28 protein-coding genes and 5 tRNA genes are annotated in these 26,225 nt (G+C 39.2%); 6 read left to right on the top strand and 27 right to left on the bottom strand.

The window, feature by feature from the left end; all coding sequences use genetic code 11:
* The first annotated feature begins 94 nt into the window (after nucleotides 1-94).
* Entirely contained in the window at nucleotides 95-340 is a 246-nt protein-coding gene (locus LF822_RS01910; protein ID WP_253922270.1) for a DUF2626 domain-containing protein, read from the top strand.
* 49 nt (nucleotides 341-389) lie between these two features.
* Here LF822_RS01910 and LF822_RS01905 read toward each other — a convergent pair whose 3' ends face one another.
* Nucleotides 390-1,022: an MBL fold metallo-hydrolase gene (locus LF822_RS01905; RefSeq protein WP_371925811.1), complete on the bottom strand. Its 633-nt coding sequence runs from the start codon at nucleotides 1,020-1,022 to the stop codon at nucleotides 390-392.
* 147 nt (nucleotides 1,023-1,169) lie between these two features.
* Between LF822_RS01905 and LF822_RS01900 the strand changes: the two genes are divergently transcribed.
* The gene (locus LF822_RS01900) at nucleotides 1,170-1,334 is read left to right on the top strand and encodes a DUF2759 domain-containing protein (RefSeq protein WP_253922268.1); all 165 of its coding nucleotides are present in this window, start codon (nucleotides 1,170-1,172) and stop codon (nucleotides 1,332-1,334) included.
* A gap of 54 nt (nucleotides 1,335-1,388) precedes the next feature.
* On the opposite strand, the gene LF822_RS01895 is transcribed toward LF822_RS01900, so the two are convergent.
* From LF822_RS01895 to LF822_RS01870, 6 genes are all read right to left on the bottom strand, one after another.
* A complete protein-coding gene (locus LF822_RS01895; RefSeq protein ID WP_253922267.1) occupies nucleotides 1,389-2,174 on the bottom strand; it encodes an ABC transporter permease in 786 nt (261 codons plus the stop codon).
* A gap of 16 nt (nucleotides 2,175-2,190) precedes the next feature.
* Entirely contained in the window at nucleotides 2,191-2,877 is a 687-nt protein-coding gene (locus LF822_RS01890; RefSeq protein ID WP_253922266.1) for an ABC transporter ATP-binding protein, read from the bottom strand.
* A gap of 109 nt (nucleotides 2,878-2,986) precedes the next feature.
* Entirely contained in the window at nucleotides 2,987-4,846 is a 1,860-nt protein-coding gene (locus tag LF822_RS01885) for an LTA synthase family protein (protein ID WP_253922265.1), read from the bottom strand.
* 239 nt (nucleotides 4,847-5,085) lie between these two features.
* A complete protein-coding gene (locus LF822_RS01880) occupies nucleotides 5,086-6,036 on the bottom strand; it encodes an ROK family glucokinase (protein WP_253922264.1) in 951 nt (316 codons plus the stop codon).
* A 1-nt stretch (nucleotide 6,037) separates the two neighbouring features.
* Nucleotides 6,038-6,253 (bottom strand): YqgQ family protein, encoded by a 216-nt coding sequence (locus LF822_RS01875; protein ID WP_253922263.1) that lies wholly within the window; start codon nucleotides 6,251-6,253, stop codon nucleotides 6,038-6,040.
* A gap of 65 nt (nucleotides 6,254-6,318) precedes the next feature.
* The gene (locus LF822_RS01870) at nucleotides 6,319-7,773 is read right to left on the bottom strand and encodes a spore germination protein (protein WP_253922262.1); all 1,455 of its coding nucleotides are present in this window, start codon (nucleotides 7,771-7,773) and stop codon (nucleotides 6,319-6,321) included.
* Between the two features lie 139 nt (nucleotides 7,774-7,912).
* Between LF822_RS01870 and LF822_RS01865 the strand changes: the two genes are divergently transcribed.
* Nucleotides 7,913-8,770, top strand: coding sequence for a hypothetical protein (locus LF822_RS01865; RefSeq protein ID WP_253922261.1), 858 nt, complete (start codon nucleotides 7,913-7,915; stop codon nucleotides 8,768-8,770).
* 86 nt (nucleotides 8,771-8,856) lie between these two features.
* Here LF822_RS01865 and LF822_RS23005 read toward each other — a convergent pair whose 3' ends face one another.
* The 4 genes from LF822_RS23005 to rpmG form a co-directional block, all read right to left on the bottom strand.
* The gene (locus LF822_RS23005; RefSeq protein ID WP_253922260.1) at nucleotides 8,857-10,032 is read right to left on the bottom strand and encodes a rhomboid family intramembrane serine protease; all 1,176 of its coding nucleotides are present in this window, start codon (nucleotides 10,030-10,032) and stop codon (nucleotides 8,857-8,859) included.
* 234 nt (nucleotides 10,033-10,266) lie between these two features.
* Nucleotides 10,267-10,449, bottom strand: a complete 183-nt coding sequence (locus LF822_RS01855; RefSeq protein WP_253922259.1) for a hypothetical protein — start codon at nucleotides 10,447-10,449, stop codon at nucleotides 10,267-10,269.
* A gap of 46 nt (nucleotides 10,450-10,495) precedes the next feature.
* Nucleotides 10,496-11,080 (bottom strand): 5-formyltetrahydrofolate cyclo-ligase, encoded by a 585-nt coding sequence (locus LF822_RS01850; protein ID WP_253922258.1) that lies wholly within the window; start codon nucleotides 11,078-11,080, stop codon nucleotides 10,496-10,498.
* 45 nt (nucleotides 11,081-11,125) lie between these two features.
* Nucleotides 11,126-11,275, bottom strand: coding sequence for a 50S ribosomal protein L33 (rpmG, locus tag LF822_RS01845; RefSeq protein WP_253922257.1), 150 nt, complete (start codon nucleotides 11,273-11,275; stop codon nucleotides 11,126-11,128).
* Between the two features lie 177 nt (nucleotides 11,276-11,452).
* Between rpmG and LF822_RS01840 the strand changes: the two genes are divergently transcribed.
* Complete coding sequence (locus LF822_RS01840) at nucleotides 11,453-11,824, top strand: hypothetical protein (protein ID WP_253922256.1); 372 nt, start codon at nucleotides 11,453-11,455, stop codon at nucleotides 11,822-11,824.
* A complete protein-coding gene (locus tag LF822_RS01835; protein ID WP_253922255.1) occupies nucleotides 11,821-12,342 on the top strand; it encodes a hypothetical protein in 522 nt (173 codons plus the stop codon). The genes LF822_RS01840 and LF822_RS01835 overlap by 4 nt, the downstream gene beginning before the upstream one ends.
* Nucleotides 12,343-12,393: 51 nt before the next feature.
* On the opposite strand, the gene phoU is transcribed toward LF822_RS01835, so the two are convergent.
* From phoU to LF822_RS01760, 15 genes are all read right to left on the bottom strand, one after another.
* On the bottom strand, nucleotides 12,394-13,053 hold the full coding sequence (phoU, locus tag LF822_RS01830; protein WP_253922254.1) for a phosphate signaling complex protein PhoU: 660 nt from the start codon (nucleotides 13,051-13,053) through the stop codon (nucleotides 12,394-12,396).
* Between the two features lie 20 nt (nucleotides 13,054-13,073).
* On the bottom strand, nucleotides 13,074-13,832 hold the full coding sequence (gene pstB / locus LF822_RS01825; RefSeq protein ID WP_253922253.1) for a phosphate ABC transporter ATP-binding protein PstB: 759 nt from the start codon (nucleotides 13,830-13,832) through the stop codon (nucleotides 13,074-13,076).
* 74 nt (nucleotides 13,833-13,906) lie between these two features.
* Complete coding sequence (gene pstB / locus LF822_RS01820) at nucleotides 13,907-14,746, bottom strand: phosphate ABC transporter ATP-binding protein PstB (RefSeq protein WP_371925810.1); 840 nt, start codon at nucleotides 14,744-14,746, stop codon at nucleotides 13,907-13,909.
* A 15-nt stretch (nucleotides 14,747-14,761) separates the two neighbouring features.
* The gene (pstA, locus tag LF822_RS01815; protein WP_253922252.1) at nucleotides 14,762-15,649 is read right to left on the bottom strand and encodes a phosphate ABC transporter permease PstA; all 888 of its coding nucleotides are present in this window, start codon (nucleotides 15,647-15,649) and stop codon (nucleotides 14,762-14,764) included.
* Nucleotides 15,649-16,569, bottom strand: a complete 921-nt coding sequence (pstC, locus tag LF822_RS01810) for a phosphate ABC transporter permease subunit PstC (protein WP_253922251.1) — start codon at nucleotides 16,567-16,569, stop codon at nucleotides 15,649-15,651. The genes pstA and pstC overlap by 1 nt, the downstream gene beginning before the upstream one ends.
* A 140-nt stretch (nucleotides 16,570-16,709) precedes the next feature.
* Nucleotides 16,710-17,633 carry a phosphate ABC transporter substrate-binding protein PstS family protein gene (locus LF822_RS01805; protein ID WP_253922250.1) on the bottom strand — a complete coding sequence of 308 codons (924 nt, stop codon included), beginning with the start codon at nucleotides 17,631-17,633 and terminating at the stop codon, nucleotides 16,710-16,712.
* A 260-nt stretch (nucleotides 17,634-17,893) separates the two neighbouring features.
* Nucleotides 17,894-20,056, bottom strand: coding sequence for a peptidoglycan D,D-transpeptidase FtsI family protein (locus tag LF822_RS01800; RefSeq protein ID WP_253922249.1), 2,163 nt, complete (start codon nucleotides 20,054-20,056; stop codon nucleotides 17,894-17,896).
* 89 nt (nucleotides 20,057-20,145) lie between these two features.
* Nucleotides 20,146-21,381, bottom strand: coding sequence for an MFS transporter (locus tag LF822_RS01795; RefSeq protein ID WP_253922248.1), 1,236 nt, complete (start codon nucleotides 21,379-21,381; stop codon nucleotides 20,146-20,148).
* 104 nt (nucleotides 21,382-21,485) lie between these two features.
* Nucleotides 21,486-22,100 (bottom strand): superoxide dismutase, encoded by a 615-nt coding sequence (locus tag LF822_RS01790; RefSeq protein ID WP_253922247.1) that lies wholly within the window; start codon nucleotides 22,098-22,100, stop codon nucleotides 21,486-21,488.
* 188 nt (nucleotides 22,101-22,288) lie between these two features.
* Nucleotides 22,289-22,364: transfer RNA gene (locus LF822_RS01785), tRNA-Phe, on the bottom strand.
* Nucleotides 22,365-22,408: 44 nt separating this feature from the next.
* Nucleotides 22,409-22,501, bottom strand: a tRNA-Ser gene (locus LF822_RS01780).
* Between the two features lie 9 nt (nucleotides 22,502-22,510).
* Nucleotides 22,511-22,587 (bottom strand) — tRNA-Ile (locus LF822_RS01775).
* Between the two features lie 4 nt (nucleotides 22,588-22,591).
* Nucleotides 22,592-22,667, bottom strand: a tRNA-His gene (locus tag LF822_RS01770).
* Nucleotides 22,668-22,788: 121 nt separating this feature from the next.
* Nucleotides 22,789-22,862 (bottom strand) — tRNA-Met (locus LF822_RS01765).
* Between the two features lie 196 nt (nucleotides 22,863-23,058).
* Nucleotides 23,059-24,696 (bottom strand): Na/Pi cotransporter family protein, encoded by a 1,638-nt coding sequence (locus LF822_RS01760; protein ID WP_253922246.1) that lies wholly within the window; start codon nucleotides 24,694-24,696, stop codon nucleotides 23,059-23,061.
* A 219-nt stretch (nucleotides 24,697-24,915) separates the two neighbouring features.
* Here LF822_RS01760 and LF822_RS01755 point away from each other — a divergent pair, with 219 nt between their 5' ends.
* Nucleotides 24,916-25,410 (top strand): DUF1189 family protein, encoded by a 495-nt coding sequence (locus tag LF822_RS01755; protein WP_253922245.1) that lies wholly within the window; start codon nucleotides 24,916-24,918, stop codon nucleotides 25,408-25,410.
* Nucleotides 25,411-25,420: 10 nt separating this feature from the next.
* Here LF822_RS01755 and LF822_RS01750 read toward each other — a convergent pair whose 3' ends face one another.
* Nucleotides 25,421-26,071, bottom strand: a complete 651-nt coding sequence (locus LF822_RS01750) for an NfeD family protein (protein ID WP_253922244.1) — start codon at nucleotides 26,069-26,071, stop codon at nucleotides 25,421-25,423.
* Nucleotides 26,072-26,225: the final 154 nt, after the last annotated feature.

Here is a 26,225-nt window from a genome sequence, read left to right as displayed (position 1 = left end):
GATAAATATATGGTTTATTTACATTCGGCTGACGGTCGTTTATAATATGAATGATAACGTTATGATGATAGATGATAAAGGAGGGGGAAGAAGCATGGATCGCATGTTTCGCGTAATGGCGTTCTGGACTGGGATATTTGCTGTCATGTTTTATGTTGGCGACATGATGGAGGCGGCATTTTTATCTTTAGCTCAAACTGCCTTTTTCCTTGCAATTGGGTACCTCAAGCTGTCTGAACGTATGTACATATACATATTCTTTTCGTACTTGACAGTGTTTATGATTGGTTTTACGTATTACTCTTCATTTATTTTAGTTCCTTCTTTTGGAGGCCATTAAAAAAACTGTTCCCCTCGGGAACAGTTTTTTTAGTCTTATCATACTTTCTTTACTTAAAAAACGGGTTTTCTCTTTTTTCCTCTTCTACAGTCGTTGGGAGACCATGTCCGGGAAAGATTCTCATATCATTTCTCAGGCTGAATAATTGAGTCGTAATGCTATCCTCCAGTAATTCACGATCCCCTCCGGGAAGGTCTGTCCTCCCAATCCCTCTTTGGAATAAGGTATCACCCACAACTGTGAACCGCTGGCTGCGGAAGACAAATGAAACACTCCCCGGGGAATGGCCGGGTGTATGTCGAACTTCAAAAGCAATCGGTCCAATTTCCATTGCTCCAGGCTCCAGCTCGAAATCTGCAGACCGGGCTGTTATTTCACCTAATTGAAAAAAAGAGGACCCATTAAGTCTACTGTCCATAAGCCAGTCATGTTCAGCATGATGCAGATACACCGGGACTTGATAAGCGTCCCTCGTTTCATCCACTGCCCCAATGTGATCAAAGTGAGCATGAGTTAAAAGAATAGCTATTACCTCTAAACCTTTCTCTTTGACAGTCTGATCTAATTTTTGAAAATCACCACCTGGATCTACTACAACAGCCTTTTTATTTTCACTAATTATATAAGAATTTGTCCCCATCAACCCAAGGGGAAGTCTCGTAATGTTTAACAATCTTACCACCTCATTTTCCGTAAATTAAAAAAGCAGGAACTACTCGACAAATGACCTTTAATACTATAAAATAAATGTGGAATGAAAACGGTACATATAGTATAACATCCAAACTGATCGGGTGATAATAAAGAAAAGGATATTGGAGGGCTTCTAGTGGTAACAGCAATTCTTCTTTTACTCGTAACAATCTTATGTGTAATGGCTGTATTTAGGGAAATTAAAACGAAAAATTTCTTTGCTGTTCTTTTTGCGGCTGGCTCAGCTCTAATGTTTGGCTGGTTTTCGATAATGACAATTTATGCAAATTTAATTGGCTAAAACATAAGAACTAAAAACAGGATCCAGCTGCTTTCGGGCAGCTGGATCTTTTGTTTAGGTTTGATTTCGTATTTCCTCTTCTGTTTCAAGGAGTTGAGCCTGTTCATTGAAAAAGTAGCGGTACATTGATAACGTTATGAACATTGCACTTAAAGAAACAGAGGAAAAAATACTTAATGAAATGACAAGCTGGTACTTTATTGCCATAACCGGCTCAACGCCTCCTAATATTAATCCCGTCATCATACCGGGAAGCTGAACCAATCCTATAGTTTTTAATTGGTCAACATTTGGAATTAGCGCTGCATTTAATGTCTTTTGTACTATTAACTTTGAAGCACTATTAGGCTTAGCCCCTAAAGATAATGCTGCTAATAATCTTCCGTTATTCTCTTTAAATTCATTTTTCATTCTTTCAAGTGCCAGTCCCATAGCAATCATGCTATTGCCAATCACCATGCCGCTCATTGGTATAACTTCTGAGGGAGTAAACTCTACCATATCAAATAAGAGCCACATACTTAATACGCTGACTTCAATAACAACCAGCCCCGCTAGTATGTACCAAAAAACGTTGGGAAGCTCTCTCCCTTTTAATCTGGCATGAAAAGCAGCTACCATGATCATGATACTTATCATTAATGGTATGCCTATTCCTGCCTGTAAATCAAATAAATAAGTTAACAGGTAGCCAATAGCAAACAACTGAAGTGTCCCCCGGATGGAGGACCATAATATATTTCTGCTTAAACCCAATTGATAAAAATATGATAAAGAAAGTGGTATAAATACAAAGACAGTCAAAAATAGCAGCGATTGATTCGAAATTTCCGGTTCCATTACAGCCTCGCCCCCCTTACTCTTCTATAAACCTTGCCAATTCGTTCGTTTGAGGATTTGTTAACATTTCAGAGATTTTTCCATCTTCGATTATCTTACCATTCACCATAAAGAGCCCGCGATCTCCAAGGCGGCGGGCCTGGTTCAGGTTATGGGTCACCATCACCATTGTAAGTTTATGTTCCTCTATCAGTATTTCTAAGCAGTCCTCAATCTCTTCAGCTGTGCGGTAATCTAACGCACTGGTCGGCTCGTCCAGGAGGAGAATTTCAGGAGAATTGGCTAAGGTACGGGCCAGAGATACTCTCTGCTTTTCTCCTCCGGAAAGCTGTTCAGCATCACGGTTTACATAAGAAGAAGGAAGGTGAACATATTGAAGTAACCTTTTTGCATCCTGATCTTCCCACTCCCCAAAAATAGAAGGACCGTATTTAATATTATCGAGTACGGTTCCAGGAAATAAATTCGGCTCCTGCAGCACCAAGCCTACTCTCTTTCTTAATGCTGTAACCTCATAATCCGCCACGTCCTGGCCCTCTAAATAAATTTGACCCTCTGAGGGGCTATGTAATCGATTAAACAAAAACAGTAATGTGCTTTTTCCTGCACCGGAAGGACCAAACAGCATCACTTTCTCTTTTTTATTAATTGAGAATGATAAATTTTTCAATGGTCCATATGATACTCCTTCAAATCTAAACATCATTTTTCCCCCTTCTTTAAAGCTGTTCCATCTTTATCATACCCGTTAAACGGTTTATATATAAAAGCAAAAAGTCATTATGAGTCAGTACTCATAATGACTTTTTAAGCTAATTAAAATCATAAAACCGGAATAGATCACCGTATATGATGTCATTGGAATATTGTAATTCCTGATCAACATTTTCTCGAACTGGTGCGCAAGCTTCTTCCTCCGGATCAACTTCTTCCCCTGTTTCTCGATCGTAGCAAATAGAATCCGTGTAAATATAATCTTCACTTACAAAACTTCCGTCTCGCATGGCAATAAATCCTTTGCGGTCATCAGAAAACATGTCTGATCCGAAGGTTAAGTCGTTTTCATCTTTAATACCTAATAAATTTAACAAAGTCGGTTTAACATCAATTTGTCCCACAACTTCTTCACGTTTCCCTCCGCCTTCATATCCAGGGATATGAATCATGAAAGGGACACGCTGAAGCTGCATATGTTCATAACCATCGATTTCTTCTCCAATAAATTCACCCATAGCCTTATTATGATATTCACTAATTCCATAATGATCTCCCATGAGTACAATGATGGAATCCTCGTATAATCCGGATTCTTTTAATTCTTCGAAAAACAATTCTAAGGATTCATCTGTATACCTTGCTGTCTGAAAAGAATCGTTTAAAGTCTGAGATCCGGAATCATGTTTATCGATATTTGCTTTTTCCTCCGGCAGTTCAAAAGGAAAGTGATGGGTTAACGTAATAAATTTACTGTAAAATGGCTGTTCTTGTTCTTCTAAATAAGGAATTGATTGCTCAAAGAATGCTTTATCTTCCAATCCCCAGCCAAAAGAGTTTTCTTCAGTTTCTTCGTAAGACTCATCACCGTGAAACTCATCGTATTCAATATTATCGTACATTACATCACGATTCCAAAAACTTTTATTATTCGCATGGAACACACTGGTTTCGTACTCATTTTTGTTAAGAATCTCAGGAAGAGCGTTGTATTCATTTTGTGCATGAGTAAAGTATACAGAACCCCTGTCCAATGGATAAAGGGAATTCTCAACTATAAACTCAGAATCGGAGGTTTTACCCTGTGCTGTCTGGTGATAAAAATTCTCAAACCAGATGGTATCTTCTCTTTCCTTCAAATCATTTAGAAATGGTGTTGTTTCGGTTCCATTTATGTCAGAATCCAGCAAATAATTTTGGAATGATTCAATGCTTACAAATATAACATTTTTGTCTTCTGCCACTCCAAACATATCGGAGTCTTCTTTGGATCCAGTTTCTTCTTTCATATACGATTCTATCCCGCTGATTTCACTGCTGTCTGCGAATGCTCGCTGAGCTTTTGTCTTAGTCTGCATCGTTGCATCATAAATGTGGTAATTATATATCCCTATATTTTTAACAATATATTCGCGGTCAAATGCCCGTACAAAAAGCATCGGACGCTCGATTTCAGCTAAAACTACATTTCCTGCTAACAGCAAAAAAGTTACAGCAGTTGCTGCAATCTTAGAATGTTTATTAAAGTGAACGGAAGCATGAGGCGATTTAAAACTAATCCACCATATGACGATAATATCCAATATCAGCAGAAAATCTTCAAAGTGGATCAGTGTAAAGATACTCGATGTTAAATCGGCTGCATTGTTGCCTTGAAACAAAACTGGTATGGTTATAAAGTCCGTGAAATTCCTATAGAACACTAAGTTTAAATAAAGGATCAGCGTACCAATTACGGCTGTCCAGCGTAAATATCTCATTTGATTTTTCGGCTTCAGCCAGACGCTGATGGCAAACACTAAATATGCGCTCGCTAAAGGGTTAATAAATAAAATAAATTCCTGCATCAAATTTTCTATGGTTAAGCCAAACATAAAACGGTACATAAAATATGTTTTTAAACCAAAGAGAAAGGATGCAATAACAAATAAAGGCACTCGAAATTTGTTAAATTGCATAATTTTCCTCCTCCACCCTGTAAACCGTAACCGATTCAGGATGTTTATCTTTTATTAATTTCCACGCTAGTTCTTTTTTAAACAATATCCTCTAATATGACGAATATCATACCATAAAAGTTTCACCGGATATAGTATTTCCCATTAATTACTAGGATGATCTCCTCTATAAAAACATACACCTTGTTCACATACTTGGGCGTGTTTCCATTAAAAAAAAGCCAATTCAATGGCTTTTTTTAATGATACTGTTTCACAAGAGAAGCTCCGCCTATCACACCTGCATCATTTCCTAATTCTGCAATTTCAAATTCACAAGCCTCTGCTGCTCTTGGAAGAGCATAATTCTTAAATGATTGTTTTAAAGGATCCAATAACTGCTGTCCAGCTTTAGATACTCCTCCTCCTAATACAATTTTATTAGGATTAATTGTTACAGTAAGGTTTGCAAGGGCCAGCCCGAGTGTATCGATTACTTCTACTAAGACCTTACCGGCTGCCTCATCTCCTTGATGTGCTGCTTCAAACACATCTTTAGAGGTTATTTTATCAAAGCCGGCAAGCAGCGAATCTGGCGATTCAGCTAATGCCTCATAGGCTTTTCTAACAATAGCAGTAGCTGACGTTTCTGTTTCTAAACATCCCGTCCGTCCGCAGTTGCATGAGGCGCCACCTGAAGTTTTTACCGTCATGTGACCGATCTCAGCAGCCGTCCCATTCGCTCCGTTTAGAATCTCTCCATTAGCGATAATTCCTCCTCCTACACCAGTCCCGAGTGTAACGGCTATTAAATTTTGAACGCCTCTTCCCGCTCCTAACCAGTTCTCACCTAAAGCAGCAAGATTCGCATCATTGTCCACCCATACTGGCAGTCCGGTTAAATCTTTTAATTCTACTCCAAAATCAAAATGCTTCCAGCCTATATTAATAGCTTCGTTTATATAGCCGGTACTTGTATCAACAAACCCCGGAGCACCCGCGCCTATACCCAATATGGACTCTTTATGTATATTCAGCTCTTCTAGAGTTTCATTAATGGTGTAGTTAATATCGTTGGTAATATTCTTACCGTGATTACTTGTATCAGTGTGGATCTCCCATTTTTTAATAATGTCGCCTTCAGTAGAAATTACCGCAAGCTTAATAGTCGTTCCGCCAATATCCGCGCCTATACAGTATTTCTCATTCATCTTAGATACTCTCCCCTTTTCTCTTATCCCTTAGAACGGCTATTTCTGTTCTGAGCAGCAGAATAGCCATTGAATAATCTTCTTTAGTTATACATTGTGCTTCGTACATCGTCTGGATTTCATCCTCCATTAGTTCTAATTCTGCAAGACGGTCTCCTACATAAATAAACGTTCCAAATTTTTTTAATAATTGTTGGATATCATAAATTGTTTTCATTTTTATCACCTCTCTCATTATACCAATCTAAAGCGTCGTTGAAAACGGTTAACACCCTGATCAAGTTAGCGATCAGGGTCTTTAGGATGCAGAAATGCCGGTCTTCTATTTTTTAATGGTATAGGGGAACGAATTAATATATCACGGAACGCTCGTAAAGAAAAAGGAATAAACGGCCACATATATGGTGTCTTAAAGGATTTCATATGAGAAAGATATAAAATCCAGAAGGTGATACCGATTAAATAACCCTTTAAACCAAAGAAGCCGGTGACTACTAATAGTGCTACTCGTGAAATTCGATCAGCTAATCCTACTTCATAGCTTGGAGTTGCAAATGTACCTATTGCTGCTATCGAAAGATAAAGAACGACTTCGGTTGAAAAAAGACCAACATCTACAGCTACTTGTCCTATCAATATGGCCGCAACCAGTCCTAAAGCAGTGGCCAGAGAAGAAGGGGTATGGATAGCTGCCATTCTTAACATATCTATGCCGATCTCAGCTATTAAAAATTGCACAAGAAGTGGAATAGCCCCTTCTTCCTCTGGTCCGATATAGGATAATTCAACAGGGAGAAGCTCAGGTTGAATAGAAAATAAATAATACAAAGGTAACAAAAATAGAGACATAAACAATGCAGCGAATCTAACCCAGCGAAGATAAGCCCCGACTAAAGGTTTCTGACGATACTCCTCTGCATGCTGCATATGATGCCAAAAAGTAGCAGGTGTAATCATTACACTTGGTGAGCCATCAATAATGATTAGAATATGGCCTTCATATAAATGAGCGGCGGCCGTGTCGGGACGCTCTGTATAGCGAATAACTGGATAAGGGTTCCAATGTTGTCCGCTGATATATTCTTCGATAGTTTTTTCCGCCATCGGAAGAGCATCCGTATCAATCTCTTTCAGCACTCGCCTCAAGTGCTGAACCCGTTCATCCTCAGCTATCTCCTTAATGTAACAAAGACATATATCTGTCTGCGACCGTCTGCCTATCTGCAAATATTCCATGCGCAAGGAACGATCTCGTACTCTTCTCCTTGTTAGAGCAGCGTTAAAGACGATGGTCTCTACAAATCCATCTCTCGATCCCCTGACCACCCGTTCTAAATCCGGCTCTTCCGGTCCACGCACAGGATACGTTCTAGCATCAATCATTATTACATGGTCGACGCCTTCTACAATCAAAGCTGTCGGACCTGCCAGTACATGATCAGCCGCTTTAAGCAAATCCCTTTCTTTATCCAGTTCCACGTAAGGAATATGAGTTTTCAACAGGTTCTCAAGGACATCCACCTCTAAATCTTCTGGTTCCAGGTGTGAAAGACCCCTCATTAAATAGTGAAGGATATCATCTTTAACGAAACCATCCACCATGAACAGTGACATTTTCCGCTTGGCATAAACTACATCTAAATGAATTAAATCAAAGCTTTCATCCGTTCCTAAATATTCCGTAAAGAATTCAACATTTTTATCGAAACTTTCAAACATAGGTTGTTTCTTTTTCATTCCTTCACCCCCATGCCCTCTATGTTGATTAGGCTTCACCAATCAATGAAAATCATTCATGGAATGATATTTTTAAGCATGTCCTCTACATTTCAATCATAGATGTATAATATAGCGTAATTAAAGGGGATGCGGACAATTGAAATACATTTGGTTATCGATTTGTGCCACTCTTGTCTTTTTGATGGTCTTTTATTTTTATACTATTTCTAAAGAGGAAGCAGTTGTGAAATACTTCCCTACTGATGAAGATGTAACATTTGAAAAAGCAGAAACTTCTCTTTCTTATCAAGAAGGGGAAGGAGCCGATGAGTATGAAATAGGCTGGGAAATTTCGTCCAAGAGCGATCAGCCGGTTTACCTCAGGCAGGATGTTTCACTGCTTTATGTAAATGGCAGATTAAAAGGGGTTATAAATAAATGGCAGGAAAACACAGATGAATTGAGTAAACATTCTACTCTTCACGGAGAGGATACGAAGAAATATGAAGCACTTTCTTTTCATCACGGCGAAATACATAAAGACGAAGAGGTAATTAACAGTATTCAGGCAACTACAAGTGATCAATTGTATATTATCGACTCGCCTTACACGAATCGAATGGCCTTTAAGTCCGCAAAAACGAAGGAAGAGGAAGATTGGCAGAATAAACTGGACCATTCTATCTACCAACAGCTTAAGGCGCAGTGGGACGAACTTTTAGCTTTCTATCAAATCCCTGAAAGCCAATATGAACAGGTACCACTCACTGACCTGCCTGAATTTAATGAAGAAAATCCTTTCCCCTATACAACAGGCGACCAATACAGTCGTATTTCAGGCCAATTATGGGAAGGGCTGTACAAGAATTACATCCTTGGGATTAGAGATGCTAAATCGAAGCATCCTATTCAAAGCTATATTCCATTACTGCTTTTTGATAAAAAAGGCAAACACTTAATGGTATTATTTGAGGACGATCAGGGTGAAAAAAAACAGCTCATTCAGTATTATTGAATAAAGTCCAACTACAGCACAGCCAATAAATCAGGCGAAAGAGCTGCAGATTAACAGACTGCAGTTCTTTCCTATATTGTTCGTCCTTATCCTTTTGAAATCCCGATGCTGATCATCGTAAACATTATCGTTCCATACAGCAGTCCTGCAAAGATCCTTCTTTTCTTCAGGTGGATTTGTTTGGGCAGCCCTGTCATCATGGAGGCGATAAACCCTCCAATCAACCCGCCTACGTGAGCTCCATTATCAATTTGAGGAACTATGATGCCAAATGCTAGATTAATCCCAATAATGGTGAGCAGATTATATCCCATTGTCTGAAAAAATACCCGCTTCTTGTTCAGACCAAAATAAAGCAGGGCTCCAAACAAACCAAATATAGCTCCAGACGCTCCGGCAGCAATATTGGGATTTAGCATAAAACTAGCGGTCCCGCCAAAAATTCCAGCTAAAAAGAAAATCAACACAAAGCGGTAGGACCCATAAATTTTCTCCACTGCTATACCTAAATAAAACAAAGCAAGCATGTTCATAAGTAAATGTACGATTCCTATATGAAGAAACATGGAAGTAATAATTCTCCACCATTCCCCTTTAAGAATCTCCGGGTTGTATTTAGCACCAAATTCTATGAGGGTGGCTGCAGAAGTACTTCCACCAACCCGCTCCATCATAGCAAAAACAAGTAAATTGATGAGAATGAACACAAAAGTAAAAATGGATTTCCCATAGGAAAACACTTCCTGCAGCTCTCTATTTCTTTTCTCGTGAATAGATATGATTTGCTGTTTTAAGTACTGTCCTTGTCTTTCATACTCTATCTCATCTTTATCTGTTCTATAAGGCTGAACAGGAATTTGAAAGGTGTTCATAAATTCGGGAAGCTCTTTTGATTTTTCTTGATCATCCATATAATACACATTTAATTCTTTCACACGCTTATTTGATTCAAATTTAATGTCTTCCCAATGGTCTACAGGAGGGAATTCAGAAAGAAACACACAATGAAAATGAATGCGGCTGCCTTGAAACAGATGTTTATTTTTACGCACCTGCTCTTGAGTATACTCGACATCCCGCTTAAGTTCATTTCTCCAATTTATTTCCTTGTGCACTATTCTGACCACGTCTTTTCTGCCCCGCACTTCTTTAACCAGCCAGACTTCGCTGCTATTCTCATCAACAAACACCAGGTCGCAGTTATGTTTAACAACTAAGTCATAGCATAACCTCCATAAGTAAAACTCCTGTTTAATATACACGTCCTCTCCCCTCCTTATAAGAAAATAATACCATGCCCATGGCATGCCGGGCCAAGAACAAAGGCTCAACAGCCTGGAACCACGAAGTAAAAACCTCTTCAGGAAGGGAGCTATCCCTTTCTCATCGTGGGTAACTTATGAGGCGACTACTTGCGCGCATGCTCTGAAAATTGCTCTATAAGTAAATTTATTCTCAGACGGCAAAAATAAAAACTACCGCAGGTGAAGGTAGTTTTACTTAAAAAGATTTCCTATTAGTTTTTGTCTGACGAAAGGCAGCTTCATTAAAAAACGCACACTGAATTTTCTTAATATGGGGACAGAAGCAATAAAAGGAATAAGTTTATTTCGTTGTATAAATAAAATGGCTCCAGCAGGAATCAGCAGCAGACTAAAAAAGAGACTTTTATCTTTCATCTTGAAAACCTCCCGATAATTTAGGTTCGGTTTAGTTTTCACGAAATCAGTGCTGATTATTCCTATAACCGGTCGTCTTTATGATCCCATCTTCTGTAAATAATTGCTGAACAGGCTGGTCAAATGGTTCAGAAGGAACTTTCTCAATTAATTGTTTCCTTGATAACAATGAAGCAGTGGTCCCTTGATAATCCTTTAAATATCGATCATAGAATCCGCCGCCGTAACCGATTCTAAATCCTTTATGATCAAAGAGGAGTCCGGGGACCACTATTAATTGAATATATGATTTCTTAACTAACTTAGAAATTTCAGGAGATGGCTCTTTTAACCCATAATATACAGTCTCTAATTGATCCAGGTTCTCTAATTGATAAAACGTCATCGCCTTAGTGTTTCGATCACATTTAGGTACGAGAACTTGTTTGTGTTCTTTCCATGCTTGTTCAATTATTGGATAAGTATTCCATTCATCAGCCAAAGATACAGTCAGCGCCACTGTCTCCGAGTGTTTAAAAAGGTTGGATTGAAATAGCTGTTGATAGAGCCGTTCTTCAACGGATGTCTTCTCAGCTTTCGTAAATGATTTAAGGATAAGCTTTCCTTGCTCTCTTAATAACTGTTTCTTCATTATAATCATCCCTATAAAAAAACAGCAGAGTATAAACTCCGCTGCTTATTTGGTCTCACGATGAAGCGTATGCTTCCCAACACGCGGGCTGTATTTTTTAAGCTCGATACGTTCAGGGTTTGTACGCTTGTTTTTTGTAGTAATATAATTGCGGTCACCAGTTTCAGTGCAAGCAAGTGTGACATTTACACGCATGGTTTATCCCTCCAAATCATGATTCAATTCACTGTCTTTATCCACATAATCAGACTTTATAATCGTACCAAAACTTCCTGCTCCTTTCAAGTGTGTAATGTAAATAGACGAAATAGATTATAGAATTATTTATTTAAATATGGTATAACTGAACGTGGAAAGAGAGGAATTCAACAAATGATTACTACATTACTTACATTAGCTTCTATTAGTGTTGTACTCTTCATTGCATCATTCTTCATGAATGATCGACTAAAGGACGTGGAAGATCAGGTCGAACAAATGTCCATCCAAATGATGCAGGATACATATCAAGTGAAGAAAAAGCTCAATGTTCTTGAAGAAGAGTTATTAGCAGGAGAGCTGCCTGAAGAAATGATAAAGCAGACTCGTCCATCTGCTCCTTCGTCTACTTCATTAGTACAGACCATTAAAAGTATGTACCAGGGCGGATACTCAACTGAACGGATTGCTAAAGAAACAAATATGAGCATTCAAGAGGTCCATTCGATTGTCCATCATTACTCTCCAAAGGGTGTCAGTCAATGAAGCATTCGGTTCGTTTTTTCTCACTGGGGATAGCCGTTTCAACTGTAATTTTAAGTTCTGCTTACTGGCTCTCTCCAGACAAAACTGCTGAGGGTACCAACACTTCAATGAATGAAAGTGAAATGATTCAGAGACTAGAAGAAAGCAATTATCAAGTTCTTTCTGATGAAGAACTTCAACAGCAGATTAATGAAGCTTTAAGCGAGCAGACAAATGATGAAACCAAAGAAGAGAGCAGCAATACGAGCTCCGAGGAAGAAAAGTCTGAAGAAGAAGAGCAATCTAAAAAACAGGATAATGAGACAAATGGTTCTGACACCTACACGTTAGTAATAAAAGAAGGGATCAGTTCCACAGACATTAGTCAATCTCTTGAACGAGAAGGTATTATAGATAATGCGAATTCATTCGACAAGTATTTATCAGACCGCAAGCTGACCCAGTATATTCAAATTGGAGAGTTTGAATTGAACAGCGGCATGAATAGAGATGAAGTGGCAGACGCAATAACAAGATAGTTTTCAAAACACAGGAAGGACCCCATATAATTTCAGGGGTCCTCTTTAAAACTATTCATTTAAATCATAGGAAACACCTTTAACTAAATAGAGAATGCTTTCACCTATATTAGTCAGGTGATCAGCGAAACGTTCAATATATCTTGAAGTGTAGGCTGTCTGCATAATATATTGAATTTGATCAGGGTTATTTGCCGTTAATTCTAAGAGATCCTTAGTCACACGACCATACAGTTCATCAACTTTATCGTCTTTTTCTGCCAGTACCCTCGCAAAAGAAATATCCTCGTTATGATATCCTTTCACAGCAATGTCGACCATAGACACAGCAATTTCCGTCATTTCCTTAATGGTAGAGTGAATGGAAATCGGATGGTCATCTCCTAGAAAAAGAGTGGCTTTAGCAATGTTTTTCCCATGATCGGCCATTCTTTCTAAATCACTTGATATTTTAATAGCTGCAATTAATCTTCTTAAATCGGATGCTACAGGCTGTTGTTTTGCAATCATCACTAATGCAGAATCGTTTATATGCTGCTCTTTCTCATTATAAATGTGATCTTCTTCAATGATACGTTGAGCAGTTTTAAGATCACTATTATATAACGCCTCAACAGAGGTAGTAAGAACTTTCTTTGTGTCCTCTGCTAATTCTTCTACTTCAAGCTTTAGCTGTTGCAGCTCTTCATTAAAAAAACGCCTTGTTTGCATAGATGGTTTCCCCCTTGGTATTAACCAAACCTTCCACTAATATAATCTTCAGTGCGTCTATCTCTAGGATTAGAAAAGATCTGGTCTGTGTTATCATATTCAATAATTTCTCCATTTAAGAAGAAAGCCGTACGGTCTGATATACGTGAGGCCTGCTGCATATTGTGTGTGACCACCACTATAGTGTAATGTTCCTTCAGCTGCTGAATTAATTCCTCAACCCTGAGTGTAGAGATTGGATCTAACGCAGAAGTAGGTTCATCCATAAGTACAACATCAGGTTCATTAGCAATCGCCCGGGCAATGCAGATTCTTTGCTGCTGTCCGCCGGATAACCCCATAGCGTTTTTATTTAATCGATCTTTTACTTCATCCCATATGGCTGCCCGCTTTAAGCTTTTTTCCACCATTTCATCTAATACGGCTTTTTTACGAATCCCTTTAACTCTGGCACCAAATGCCACGTTGTCATAAATAGATTTAGGAAACGGATTGGGATGTTGAAATACCATCCCAACTTTTGTTCTCAACTCTTCTGGATGATATTTTGATGATAAAATATCATCTCCGTTATATTTAATATTACCTGCCACTTTAACACCAGGCACCATTTCCACCATTCTATTTAAAGCTTTTAAGAAAGTGGACTTCCCACAGCCTGAAGGTCCTATTATTGCGGTCACCTGATTGGAAGGGATATCCATCTTCACTTCATGTAAAGCTTGAGAACTGCCATACCATAAATTTAAGTTTTCCACCTCATAAGAGTGTTTCTCCATTTGAACTCATCCCTTTACAAGAAAAATATCTCTCTACTGAAAATTTATCTGCATATATATAATAGTTAATAACCTTAACTGAACTTTCCAGAAATATAATCTTCCGTACGTTGTTCTTTAGGATTCGTAAACAGGTCGGATGTGTTTCCAAATTCAATTAAATCACCATTGTATAGGAAAGCCGTGTTATCTGAAATCCGAGCTGCCTGCTCCATATTGTGAGTTACGATTGCGATCGTATAATGTTGTTTAAGCTCCATGACCAGGTCTTCTACTTTAGCACTGGAAATAGGATCGAGCGCTGAAGTAGGTTCATCCAACAGCAATACATTAGGCTGAAGAGCCAACGCCCTTGCAATACAAAGTCGTTGCTGCTGTCCCCCTGAAAGCGAGAGAGCAGAATCGCCCAGTCTGTCTTTAATTTCATCCCATAATGCTGCCTGCTTCAGTGAATTTTCTACTATTTCATTCATATTTGATTTAGCCATACCCATAAATTTCAACGCATGAGTGATATTCTTTCTAATTGGTTTCGGAAATGGATTCGGTTCCTGGAACACCATGCCGATTTCTTTTCTTAAGGCGACAACGTCAATATCTTTGTTTAGAATGTTTACCCCATCATAATTAATTTCTCCATCATAGTGAGCAATAGGAATTTGGTCGTTCATACGGTTGATTGTGCGCAGGAGGGTTGATTTACCACATCCTGAAGGTCCAATGAACGCCGTAACTTTATTTTTCTCTATCGGCATCGATACGTTTTTTACGGCCTGATGGTCACCGTAATATACGCTCAAATTGCGTAAATCAAGCAGGGAGTTAAACTCAGGTTCATTCGTTTTATCCAAGGTTCTCTCTTTAGTCTGGCTCTCGCCATAATTATTTTCAGCATGTTTTTTTACCTTTAACATGAAGAATCCCCTTTCTTATTTTGAACCGGTAATCTTGTTATAAATAATGTTTCCTATAACACGTGCCGTAACATTAAACACTAGTACAAAAAGAATCAGAACGGCAGCAGATCCACTTGCAATCTCGTCTACGTCGGGCATAATTCCCTGAGAGTTGACTTTCCAAATATGCACAGACAAAGTTTCAGCTGATCGGAAAGGGTTTAATGGGGAATCGGAATTAAAGGGATTCCACGTATCAAATTGTAAGTTGTTTGTGGATAGGCCCGCTGTGAATAATAAAGCTGCTGCCTCACCGAAAATACGTCCTGCTGACAGTAATATACCAGTTAAAATTCCAGGGAAAGCCGCTGGTACCAGTACGGTTTTGACTGTATGCCAATGAGTAATTCCAAGGGCAAGACTGGCATTTTTCTGTTTCTTAGGAACAGAGCGAATCGAGTCTTCTGTTACACGAACGATTATTGGCAGGTTAAATACTGTGAGTGCCAGCGCACCTGCAATTATTGAATACCCTAATCCGGCATATTGAACGAAAACAAGCAAACCAAACATTCCTACTACTATAGAAGGAAGTGATGATAATACTTCTACACTTGTACGAATAACATTCGTTAATTTCCCCGGTCTGGCATATTCCGCCAGATAGATACCGCCTAATACACCTAACGGCACAGACAAAATCAATGTTACTACGAGGATATAGAAAGAATTCCAAAGCTGATTTTTAATTCCTCCGCCTTCCATTGCTGAACTGGAGTTAGTTGTTAAGAAAGACCAGTCTACATTAGAAAGGCCATTTGTTAGAATGTACCCTAATAAATATACAAGGGTTGCTGTCATTATTACGGCACACAAAATGAAAACAGATGTTGCGAAATTGTTTATGATTCGTCTACTCATTATACTTTCCTCCTTGAGGACACAAAACGAATGATAATAATAAACACATAGGACATAATTAATAAGAATAATCCCAGTGACCATAGCAAGCTGTTATGCACACTTCCATAAGTGGTGTGAGGCATATCCAGCGTAATAATAGATGTTAACGTAGCGGCCTGATCCGTAATTGACTCGGGAAGACCTTTTACGTTACCTATAACCATTTGAACAGCTAAAGCTTCTCCGAAGGCGCGTGCCATGCCTAGAACTATTGCTGTCATTAATGACGGCAGTGCTGCCGGAATAATAACTTTATAAATCGTCTGCCATCTTGTAGCCCCAAGGCCATAAGAGGCATCTTTAATGTCTTGCGGGATGGCTTTAATTGCATCTGCAGAAATACTAGTAATCGTTGGCAGGATCATAACTCCTACAACAATCATTCCCGCCAGCAAGCTAAAGCCGAGACCTCCTACATTATCTCTAAGCAGAGGGACAATTACTGTAACACCAATTAGTCCATAAACAACGGAAGGAATTCCGACTAATATCTCAATAACAGGTTGAAGAACTTTCTGCCCCCATTTTTTTGCAATTTCCGTCATGAAAATTGCGCTGCCTATACCTAATGGCGCAGCTACTAAAGCGGCTAGAAATGTAACTGCAAATGAACCGAATATAAATGAGAAGGCACCACTGTTTTCAGTACCATCCCAGTCGGTTGTCGTCAGAAAGTTCCATACACTTACATCAAATACAAAGAACGTACGAATTCCTTTATACCCCAGGAAAAGAGTGATCGCAAGCGTAGCTATGATAACGATAGCTGCACTGGAATATACTAGAGCTTTGCCCCTCTTTTCATTCTTCTTACTGGAAGAGCCGTTCTTCTTTAGTAATCTATGATTGTTAGTCTCACTCTTCTGAGCGTTCTCCATAAATATCCTCCTAAAGCATGGGAAATGGGTTGAACCCGGACATCCGACGAATTAATGAATCAAGAAAAAATTCATTAATTTATGTTCAGATTCTCAGGCCAACCCTTATGATATCCCGATTAAATTGTTAGTTATAAATCTTACTCAATATCTGATTCGTTACCTTCAGCGTCCCGTTCTACTTCCATTTCAGTAGCAGGAATATATCCTTGATCCGGCAGTAGAGATGTTTGAATTTCTTCACTCATCATATAATCAAGAAATTCTTTTTCCAGACCTTCAGGTTCGCCCTGCGTGTAGCTGTGCTGATATGCCCAAATCGGGAATTCCCCTGTTTTTACGTTTTCATCAGTAGGTTCTACTCCGTCAACACCCAGCGGTACAATGTCTTCGTTGCGTTCAAAGTAAGCGAAGGATAGATAACCTACTGCCCCAGGAGTATCATTTACGATTTGCATAACACGGTTGGAAGAGTCTTCTGTAATGCCTTCAGCAGGTTCCTCACCGTCTAGTCCGAATTCGTTGAAAGTAGCACGAGTGCCTGAACCGTCAGGACGGTTAACCAAGGTGATTTCTTCATCTGCTCCGCCAACTTCAGACCAGTTTGTGATTTCTCCTGTGAAAATTTCTTTAAGTTCATCTTTAGATAAGTTATCAACGCCAACTTCTGGGTGAGCGGCTGCAGTCATACCTACAACGGCTACTTTGTGGTCGACAAGTTCTTCAGCGTCAATATCGTCCTTAGTTTCAGCAAAGTAATCTGAGTTACCAATGTCAAAGTTGCCTGCTGCAACTTCACTCAAACCAGTACCGCTTCCGCCGCCTTGAACATCGATTTGAGCGTCAGAGTTTTCAGCTGTGAATTCTTCAGCTGCTGCTGCAACTAGAGGCTGCATTGCACTTGAACCACCAACAGTGATTGAACCTGATTCACCAGATCCTTCTTCAGATCCTCCGTCTTCAGAACCTGAATTTCCTTCCTCGGAAGATCCTCCGCATGCAGCAAGTACCCCGACTACTAAAAAGAACGCAAATAGTAGTGCTAATCTTTTAAAGCTCTTCATCTTTACTCCCCCTACATTCTCTAAATGTTTTGGATTTTGGCTTGACCAACTCACAATTCATATACTAAAGGTGGAGTTTTAATTGCATATGAATCAAACGTAAATGTTTTGTAAATATGATAATTTCTATGTATATATATGAATTGTTGAACTAATAGTCAATACAACTGAAGGAATCGGTCATTCTACCGCAAGGCGGATTGCTAATAGTGAGAGTATTTAAGCTTCCCAGACCACAAAAAAAGAGCAATGCCTCAGCATTACTCTTCATCCTCTTCAATTTCTTCTGTTTTCTCGTCTGCTTCCGTTAATTCAAGGTTTATTCCATCTTCTTCTCGTTCTTCTTTAAGATCGAAATAAGCATCCATAATTTTACGGGCAATCTCTCCGTTTATACTTGTATCCGCATCCTCGCCTGTAAATGGTACCATCACGGAAAAAGCAACCTCTGGGTTATCAAATGGGGCATATCCTACCATCGTCAAGTTCAGGGTCTCATACTGAACAGGATCTCCCGCTTCATCATAAACAATGTCCCCGTCTTCGTCTCGTTCCGTTACAATTTCCTGAGCTGTACCTGTCTTACCAGCAGGCTGGTAGTCCGCGCCATCAAAATATCCGGATGCAGTACCGCCAGGGAGCATCACATCTCGAAATGCTTCCTGCACTCTAGTTATGTCTTCATTTTCCATTGTTAAATTATTCATTACTGTCGTATCATTTTTATCATACAATGGCCCAAGTCCCTCTTCTTCCTGATTAGGGTTGTGTACTTCTTTAACCAGCTTAGGTTCAACTCTCTGCCCGCCGTTGGCAATTGTAGAAACATACTGATTGAGCTGCATTGCCGTATACGTGCTATACTGGCCGATAGAATAATCCAGCACGTTACCAGGGTTACTAAAGTTTAATTCCTCAGAACCTCTAGATTCATAAGGAAAGTCAATCCCTGTTTCTACCCCTAATCCGAATTGATTAAAATGATAGACAAAACGCTGCAATGTATCACTTTCTAACCCTAACGGACCATTATTCACATACTCATGTCCGCCCATCCACATGGCAATAAAAAACATATAGACGTTTGAAGACTGCTGCAGCGCCTGGCGATAATTGACATTACCGATTCCTGGCCTATAAGAACTCTTATTAGGCGTACCTTGAAATCTTAATGTCCTATCATTCACTACCGTGCTGGGTGTAATTACACCTTCTTCAAGTCCTGTAAGGACCGTAGCACCTTTAACCGTAGAGCCCGGCATATAAGCGTTATAAACGGATTGATAGGAGGCATCAGATACTTTATCATCCCCTGACTCCCTGTCCCGGTTATACTCTTTACCTGAAACAGCAAGCACTTCTCCATTATTAGGGTCGGACATAACGACAATAGCATTTTCCATATGTCTGTTCGCCTGTGGATCTTCTTCAATAGCTTTAACGAGTTCGTCCTCTACAATACGGTCAACCTCTTCCTGTAATTCAATATCTAAAGAAAGCATAAGATCTTTACCTCTTGAGCCTTCTCGAACTACTTCTGTATCAATCACATTGTTATCTTTATCTGTTGTATATTGTACCTTTTCTTTAGTACCCCTTAATACATTCTCATACTGCTCTTCAAGACCGCTTGTACCTACCCGGTCATTACGGCTGTAATCCAGCGACATGTAATAATCCTCTTCATCTTGAGGAATCCCTTGGTCACTTGAAGTGATGCCGCCTAGAAATCCCCTGAATGTATTTTCGAAAGGATATTCCCTGTCCCAATCTGAAGTTACATTGACACCCGGCAGTTCAGACAAATGTTCAGCTACCGTAGAGTATTCCTCCTGAGAAATCTCAGCATTCTTTACAATATGAGGTGATAAAGTATAAGCCTGATCAAGTTCTTTTTTTATCGCGATAATTTCTTTCGTCTCGTCATCAAAACTATCGATTTCTTCTTCTGTAATACTGTCAATTTGGGCTTGATACACTTCCCCGTTGTCTAGATCTTCCAAGTCTTCTTCGGAAAGTCGTTCAGTTACTTCTTCTTCATTCTGAATAAAGTAATAATCTTTTAAGTCTCTCTCTGTTAATTCATCTTCAAAATCCATTTCAATATACTCTGCCATTGCTTCTGCAACTTCCAGACGATCCTGTGGCTGTACCCCTTTAGGCGGCGTATATGTAATCGAGTAAAGAGGTTCGTTATTTACCATCACCCGCCCATAACGGTCATACATTTCTCCTCTTGGAACAGGTATTGTGGTGGTCGTATTTTCCGTACGATCAATTTCTTCCTGTGCTGACTCTCCAGTTAAAATTTGTACAACTCCTAACTGAAGTATTAATCCAGCAAAAAGAAGAAAAACAATAAAGAAGATAATATTTAAACGGAAAGGTACGTGTGATTTCTTTTTGTTTGACTTCTTCCCCATAGTTCCTCTCCCTTACTACTAAAGATTCCAACCTATAGTATACCATTGAATGAAGGTTAGAAAACAGTGGAAAAATTGAAGAAAAAGTTTTAATTCTGTGCCGAGTCTTTCGTTTTGAATTGTATATCTTTGATTAAAAAGTATATTAAAAAGTAGCCTCCGCCTATAATCAGCAATATATATGGAATTCCTGTTTCAGGAGGAATAAAGGCAATAGCAATTAAAAACACTACAATAGACAGAACTCGGCCAGCGTTTAAAAAGATTTCACGAACAACAATGTATTCAATTCTCATTTCCCCAGCATTCCAGGACTTCCCTATAACGTCATATGAAAGTGATTGATACGGAACATATAAAAGCGGAAAAAACACACCTGTAACAGCTCCATAAAAAAGCAGTAAGGATAAGCTTTCTCCCATCAACAGTAACAATACGGACAAATAAAGCGCCAGCCCCGCATAAAAAATCGCCTGTTTTCGCCGGCTTGGTTTAACAATTCTCGTCACTAAGAAAAATAATAAAAATGAGAAACCAGAATATACGAGATTATAGACACCCAGGATAAACTCATCTCTTGTCAATAAATACACCCAGATGGTTACCGCAAATAAAAACGTACCTTCTCTAAATCCTTGAGCTACATGAGCTTGTAAAATCCTGCTCCAATTTGTATTGTATTTTCTCTCTAATATTATCCTGCGAAACGAAAAATTCCCTTTAGCTTTTCTTCTTGATAAGCCAAAGCTGATAAACACAGCTAAAATAAAAAAGCTGAAGGAAATGGCAAAAATAACAGTATAACCTGTCAATTGATCCAACCTTGAAATGACGAAACCGGCAAACAGCGGTCCCGTCATCCCTCCGAATGATTGCAGCACCCCTAGAAATCCATTAAAGAAGTCTCTTGTATCGGGCTCTGTAATTTCAAAGGTGAGTACGTTGTACGCCAGCCAATAGAAGCCATACCCTACACCAAGAAGAGACCCCAGCAGTATGTTAAATTGGGCAGCTCTTTCTCCGATAATAAGTACCGCAAGAAAGAAAGCTGAGAGAACAATAACACCTGCACGCAATACAATTACCCGGTCAATCTTTTTGGCACATTTCCCGGCAAAAATAAACGTCAGTGGCTGCATGATATATATGCTCAAATTATATAATGCAATATCTGTATAACTGTTGGACTGCTTCCACAAATAGATATTTACAAATGTGCTTGACAAGAATATTCCTAAAGAATAGAGTCCCCCAATTAATAATAAGAAAATTAGATCCCTTGATACATTTTCCTGCTTTAACCACACCTTTAACATATTCAGCATAATTGTATATCTCCTTTAACCATCTGTTCTTAGTGTGATCAGAACAAATGGAGATATACAAAAAGAAGGATACAGAAACTAATCTGTATCCTTCTGACTCTTTATTATTTTGCAGCGTCGTAACGCTTAGAAACTTCATCCCAGTTGACTACGTTCCAGAATGCTTTCGCATAATCAGGACGGCGGTTTTGATAGTTCAGGTAGTATGCATGCTCCCAAACATCAAGACCTAAAATTGGAGTTTTACCTTCCATTAAAGGAGAGTCCTGGTTCAGTGTATCAATTACTTCAAGCTGACCATTGTTTACTACAAGCCAGGCCCAGCCGGATCCAAAACGCCCTAAAGCTGTAGCTTCAAACTTTTCTTGAAATTTGTCGAAGCCGCCAAACGTTTCTTCAATTTTAGATGCCAATTCTCCAGAAGGCTGTCCACTGCCGTTTGGTGAAAGGATTGTCCAGAAAAGGCTGTGGTTGGCATGGCCGCCCCCGTTGTTGCGAACTGCAGTTTTAATGTCTTCAGGTACAACTTCAAGGTTATTTGCCAGAAGTTCCTCAAGAGACTTATCTTGAAGATCTGCATGTCCTTCAAGTGCGCTGTTCAGCTTCGTCACATAAGTGTTGTGGTGTTTCGTATGGTGGATGTTCATAGTTTCCTTATCAATAGTTGGTTCAAGTGCATCATATGCGTAAGGTAGTTCTGGTAGTTCAAATTTAGCCATGTTTAACTCCTCCTTAAAATAGTATGTACATTTTGTGAAGATTTTCACTCCACAACTGTACATTACCAAAATGAAAATTTTCTTGCAAATCATTTGCCTCGCTTCATCAAATGAATTTCCGTAAATAAGCATTCCCGTTTTTCTATTTTTAAAACATAAAAAAACAAGCTTGATCTGCTTGTCTGGAATGGTGGCTCGGGACGGAATCGAACCGCCGACACACGGATTTTCAGTCCGTTGCTCTACCGACTGAGCTACCGAGCCGCTATAAGGTTCTGTCTTCTAAATCAAACTTCGGCAATATGTAATGGCGGAGGAGGAGGGATTCGAACCCCCGCGGGCCGTGAAGCCCCTGGCGGTTTTCAAGACCGCTCCCTTCAGCCGAACTTGGGTACTCCTCCGCAAAAAAATGGTGGACCCTGCAGGACTCGAACCTGCGACCGATCGGTTATGAGCCGATAGCTCTAACCAGCTGAGCTAAGGGTCCAACATGGGGCGGCTGATGGGAATCGAACCCACGAATGCCGGAACCACAATCCGGTGCGTTAACCACTTCGCCACAACCGCCATGTTAAATTAGTACAATATGTAAGCTGTTCTATTCATGATACATTCTGCATCTGTCAAAAAACATTCAACTCTTACTTCAGCGTGATTACTCGCGGGTTAAAATCATTGCACTTGGTAGTAGCGGCGGAGGGGATCGAACCCCCGACCTCACGGGTATGAACCGTACGCTCTAGCCAGCTGAGCTACGCCGCCATGATGAGTAAGTATGATCGACTTCGAATGAAGCGACGCAAATAAATATATCATGGTTTCAACAAACTGTCAACAACATGAATACAATGTTTTTGGCAACAAAATTAATATAGCACGTCACCGAATTCGTTTCAATATATTTCAATAAGATTTTTTAAATAAAGAACCGCTGACTTTTCAGCGGTTCTTCAAAGGGTTATAGACTTTCTTTTTCTCCGAGTACTTCTTCTGCAATATTAACGGCATGGTCGCCAATACGCTCAAGGTTGCTCAGCATATCAACGAATACAATGCCTGCCTGACCTGTACATAGACCTTCATTCATACGAATAATATGCTTTTTACGGAAGGTTCTTTCCATACGATCTAATTCATTCTCTTTCTGTACAACTGAGAGCGCTTCTTCACGATCCATAAACTCCAGGGATTTCGTCGCTTGTTTAACTGTCATTAATGTCAGGTCAAACATTTCATTTAAATCTTCGACAGCCTGCTCAGTTAAAATAACTTTATTTGAATTTTTATAATCTATAAGCTCGATAATATTTTCAAAGTGATCACCAATACGTTCAATATCCCGAACAGAATCCATTAAGGCAGTGTGTTTATGGCTGTCTTCATCTGACAGCTGGGCTTGAGACAGATCAACTAAATAATCAGTGATTTTTCGATCTAAATTATTTAATGCCTCTTCAATTTGCATAGCAAGCTCCGAATGTTTCTGCTGCTTGTTATTTAAATACAGGCTCGTTTCTTCCAGCCCTTTATACGCATATTCTCCCATTCGAATTACTTCCTCTTTTGCCTGATCCAATGCTAAGGATGGAGACTGCTCAATAAAGATTGGATCCAGGTGCTGAGGCTTATACTCAATTTCAGAATCCTGTCCCGGTACGATCCTCATTACAACCCAAGCTAATACAGCGATGAAAGGAAACTGAATAATAGTATTGGCCACGTTAAATGAACCATGTGCAAAAGCTATTGTCATTTCCGGGTTTAGGTCGAAGGAGTTCTGCATCCACTCTACAAATAAATGGAAAGGCGCTAGCAAGATTAGGAATACAACAGCACCCAACACGTTAAATATAACGTGTGCAGCTGCTGCGCGTTTAGCTCCTACACTTGCACCTAAAGCCGCTAATACAGCAGTAATAGTTGTACCAATATTATCACCAAACAGAACTGGAAGGGCTGCATTTAAATCTACAAGTCCCTCTCCCATCAGTTGTTGGAGCACTCCAATTGTAGCACTTGAACTTTGTACAATAACTGTGAACAAGGTTCCGATTACTACCCCAAGAATTGGGTTATCACTCATACTTACTGTTAAATCTTGGAACGATTGTAAATCTCTAAGTGGTTTCATACCACCGCTCATAATTTCTAAGCCATAAAATAACGAACCTAAACCAAAGAACAATTGTCCAAAGTTGGCCACTTTTTTATTTTTAAAGAAGAAAAGCATAAATGCGCCGACAGCCAGAATCGGAAGACCGTATGCACCAATCTCGATACCTATAATAAAGGCAGTTACAGTGGTACCAATGTTAGCCCCCATAATTACACCAATAGCCTGCCTAAAAGTCATAAAACCGGCATTAACTAAACCTACCGTTAGTACTGTAGTCGTGGAACTGCTTTGCACTAGAACTGTAACAAATAAACCAGCAAGTACACCCATTAATGGATTACTCGTGAACTTATCCAGAATCTCTCTAAGACGATCACCTGCTGTACGCTGCAGCCCGTCAGCCATATATTTCAGACCAAATAGGAAAATACCTAATCCACCAATAAATTCAAAAATCATTTCTTGAATATTGACTTCCATTTTTCCTCCACCCTTTCTTCATCCATGTTTTTTCTCTTTTTTTAAAAATACCTTCCTCATTATTGACGATATAAAAATGCTTTGTAAAGGGTATTCGTGAATCTTAACATTAAATTTACATTCGCGTTATTTTAGTCATTACTTTTCTTTTTTCATCTTGCCTTCACAGCCAGTTGTCGCTTACGATAGATACGATAAATGTAAAGGAGATATTTACAAATGAGTAAAACCGAGCAGATGCTTAAAAGCTTTTATCATAGTAAGATGATGGCAGCCTTTCGAATCCAGCCTATGGGTAAAGCCATAAGCTATTTGTTTTTTTTAAGCCTAATCACTTTGCTGCCTGTACTACTAAGCACCATGTTTACATATTTATTTTCTGGAGAGAAGCCTTCAAATGGAGTTTCAAGCGGTATTTTTATCGTTATATTTCTGCCTTTTCTTTACTTTTTTATAGCGGCCGTTTTGTTTAGTGTAGTGTCTATACTTGCTAGTATGGCTCTCCTCTACAGCCGTATGCGCCGGTTACGGGCTGACTATAAACAGCTGTGGAACGTTACTGCTTTCTCCGTAACAGCTCCAACTATAGTATTTGTGCTGTTAGAAAGTTTGATCTACTCAAGCACTTTATTAATATTTCTTTATCTCTTGACATCAATGGCCTATGTAGGGCTTGTACTTAGACATATTCCCATAAAAAATAGACCGGCATAACCATGCGGGTCTATTTTTCTATAGGATCGGCTATTTTTTTCACTAAAATTCTTGTACCATCTACAGATACTACTCTAACTGATTCCCCTTTGTATATCCATTGTGCATTGGATATTGCGCTGTACTCTTCTTCTTCAATCTGAATGGTTCCTACGGGCCTCATGTCGGTAAGAGCTTTTCCTGTTTGATCAACTAAGCCCGAATACGATTCTTTCATCGAATTATATCCCATTTCTGAACTTAATTGATCCACTAACGCAATTTTCGTCCACATCTCTCTGCGTTTAAAAACCCTCAAAAACATAAGAGACGATGCTCCTCCAATTAATACACCTATAACAGCATACAATCCTGAAACCCAGTTTGGCGCACTAAATCCTACTGCAATAACCATAGCAGTGGCTCCAATCGTAGCAAGTGTACCGTCATTAACCACCTTACCGTCAATTATAATCAGGGCTAACCCAAGAATATAAACAAACATCATAAGAGCAAACATATCCGGGGTTAAAAAGGAATAAAAATAAACAGTTATAAATCCCAGTCCGAGGACTCCAAATAAACCTCGCATATTAACAAGTAATTCACCAATTAAAAATAAAGTCCCGAATAAAGTGACAAGCAGAACAATCCAATCATAAGTCAACAAATCCACCAGCATTCACCCTCTCTCCGATTCTTCTATAATATATACGTTTGACAAACTGAAATTGTTTCAAAAGAGTTGTTAAAGTTTTTCAACCACCTGACCTCATGATATAATTTTTTTAGATAGCGTACAATTTTACTGGTCATGTAAAGATTAGGAAAGTTTT

Source organism: Halobacillus sp. A5 (assembly GCF_024189315.1).
Classification (GTDB): Bacteria; Bacillota; Bacilli; order Bacillales; family Halobacillaceae; genus Halobacillus_A.
This window is presented reverse-complemented; position numbering and strand designations above follow the sequence as displayed.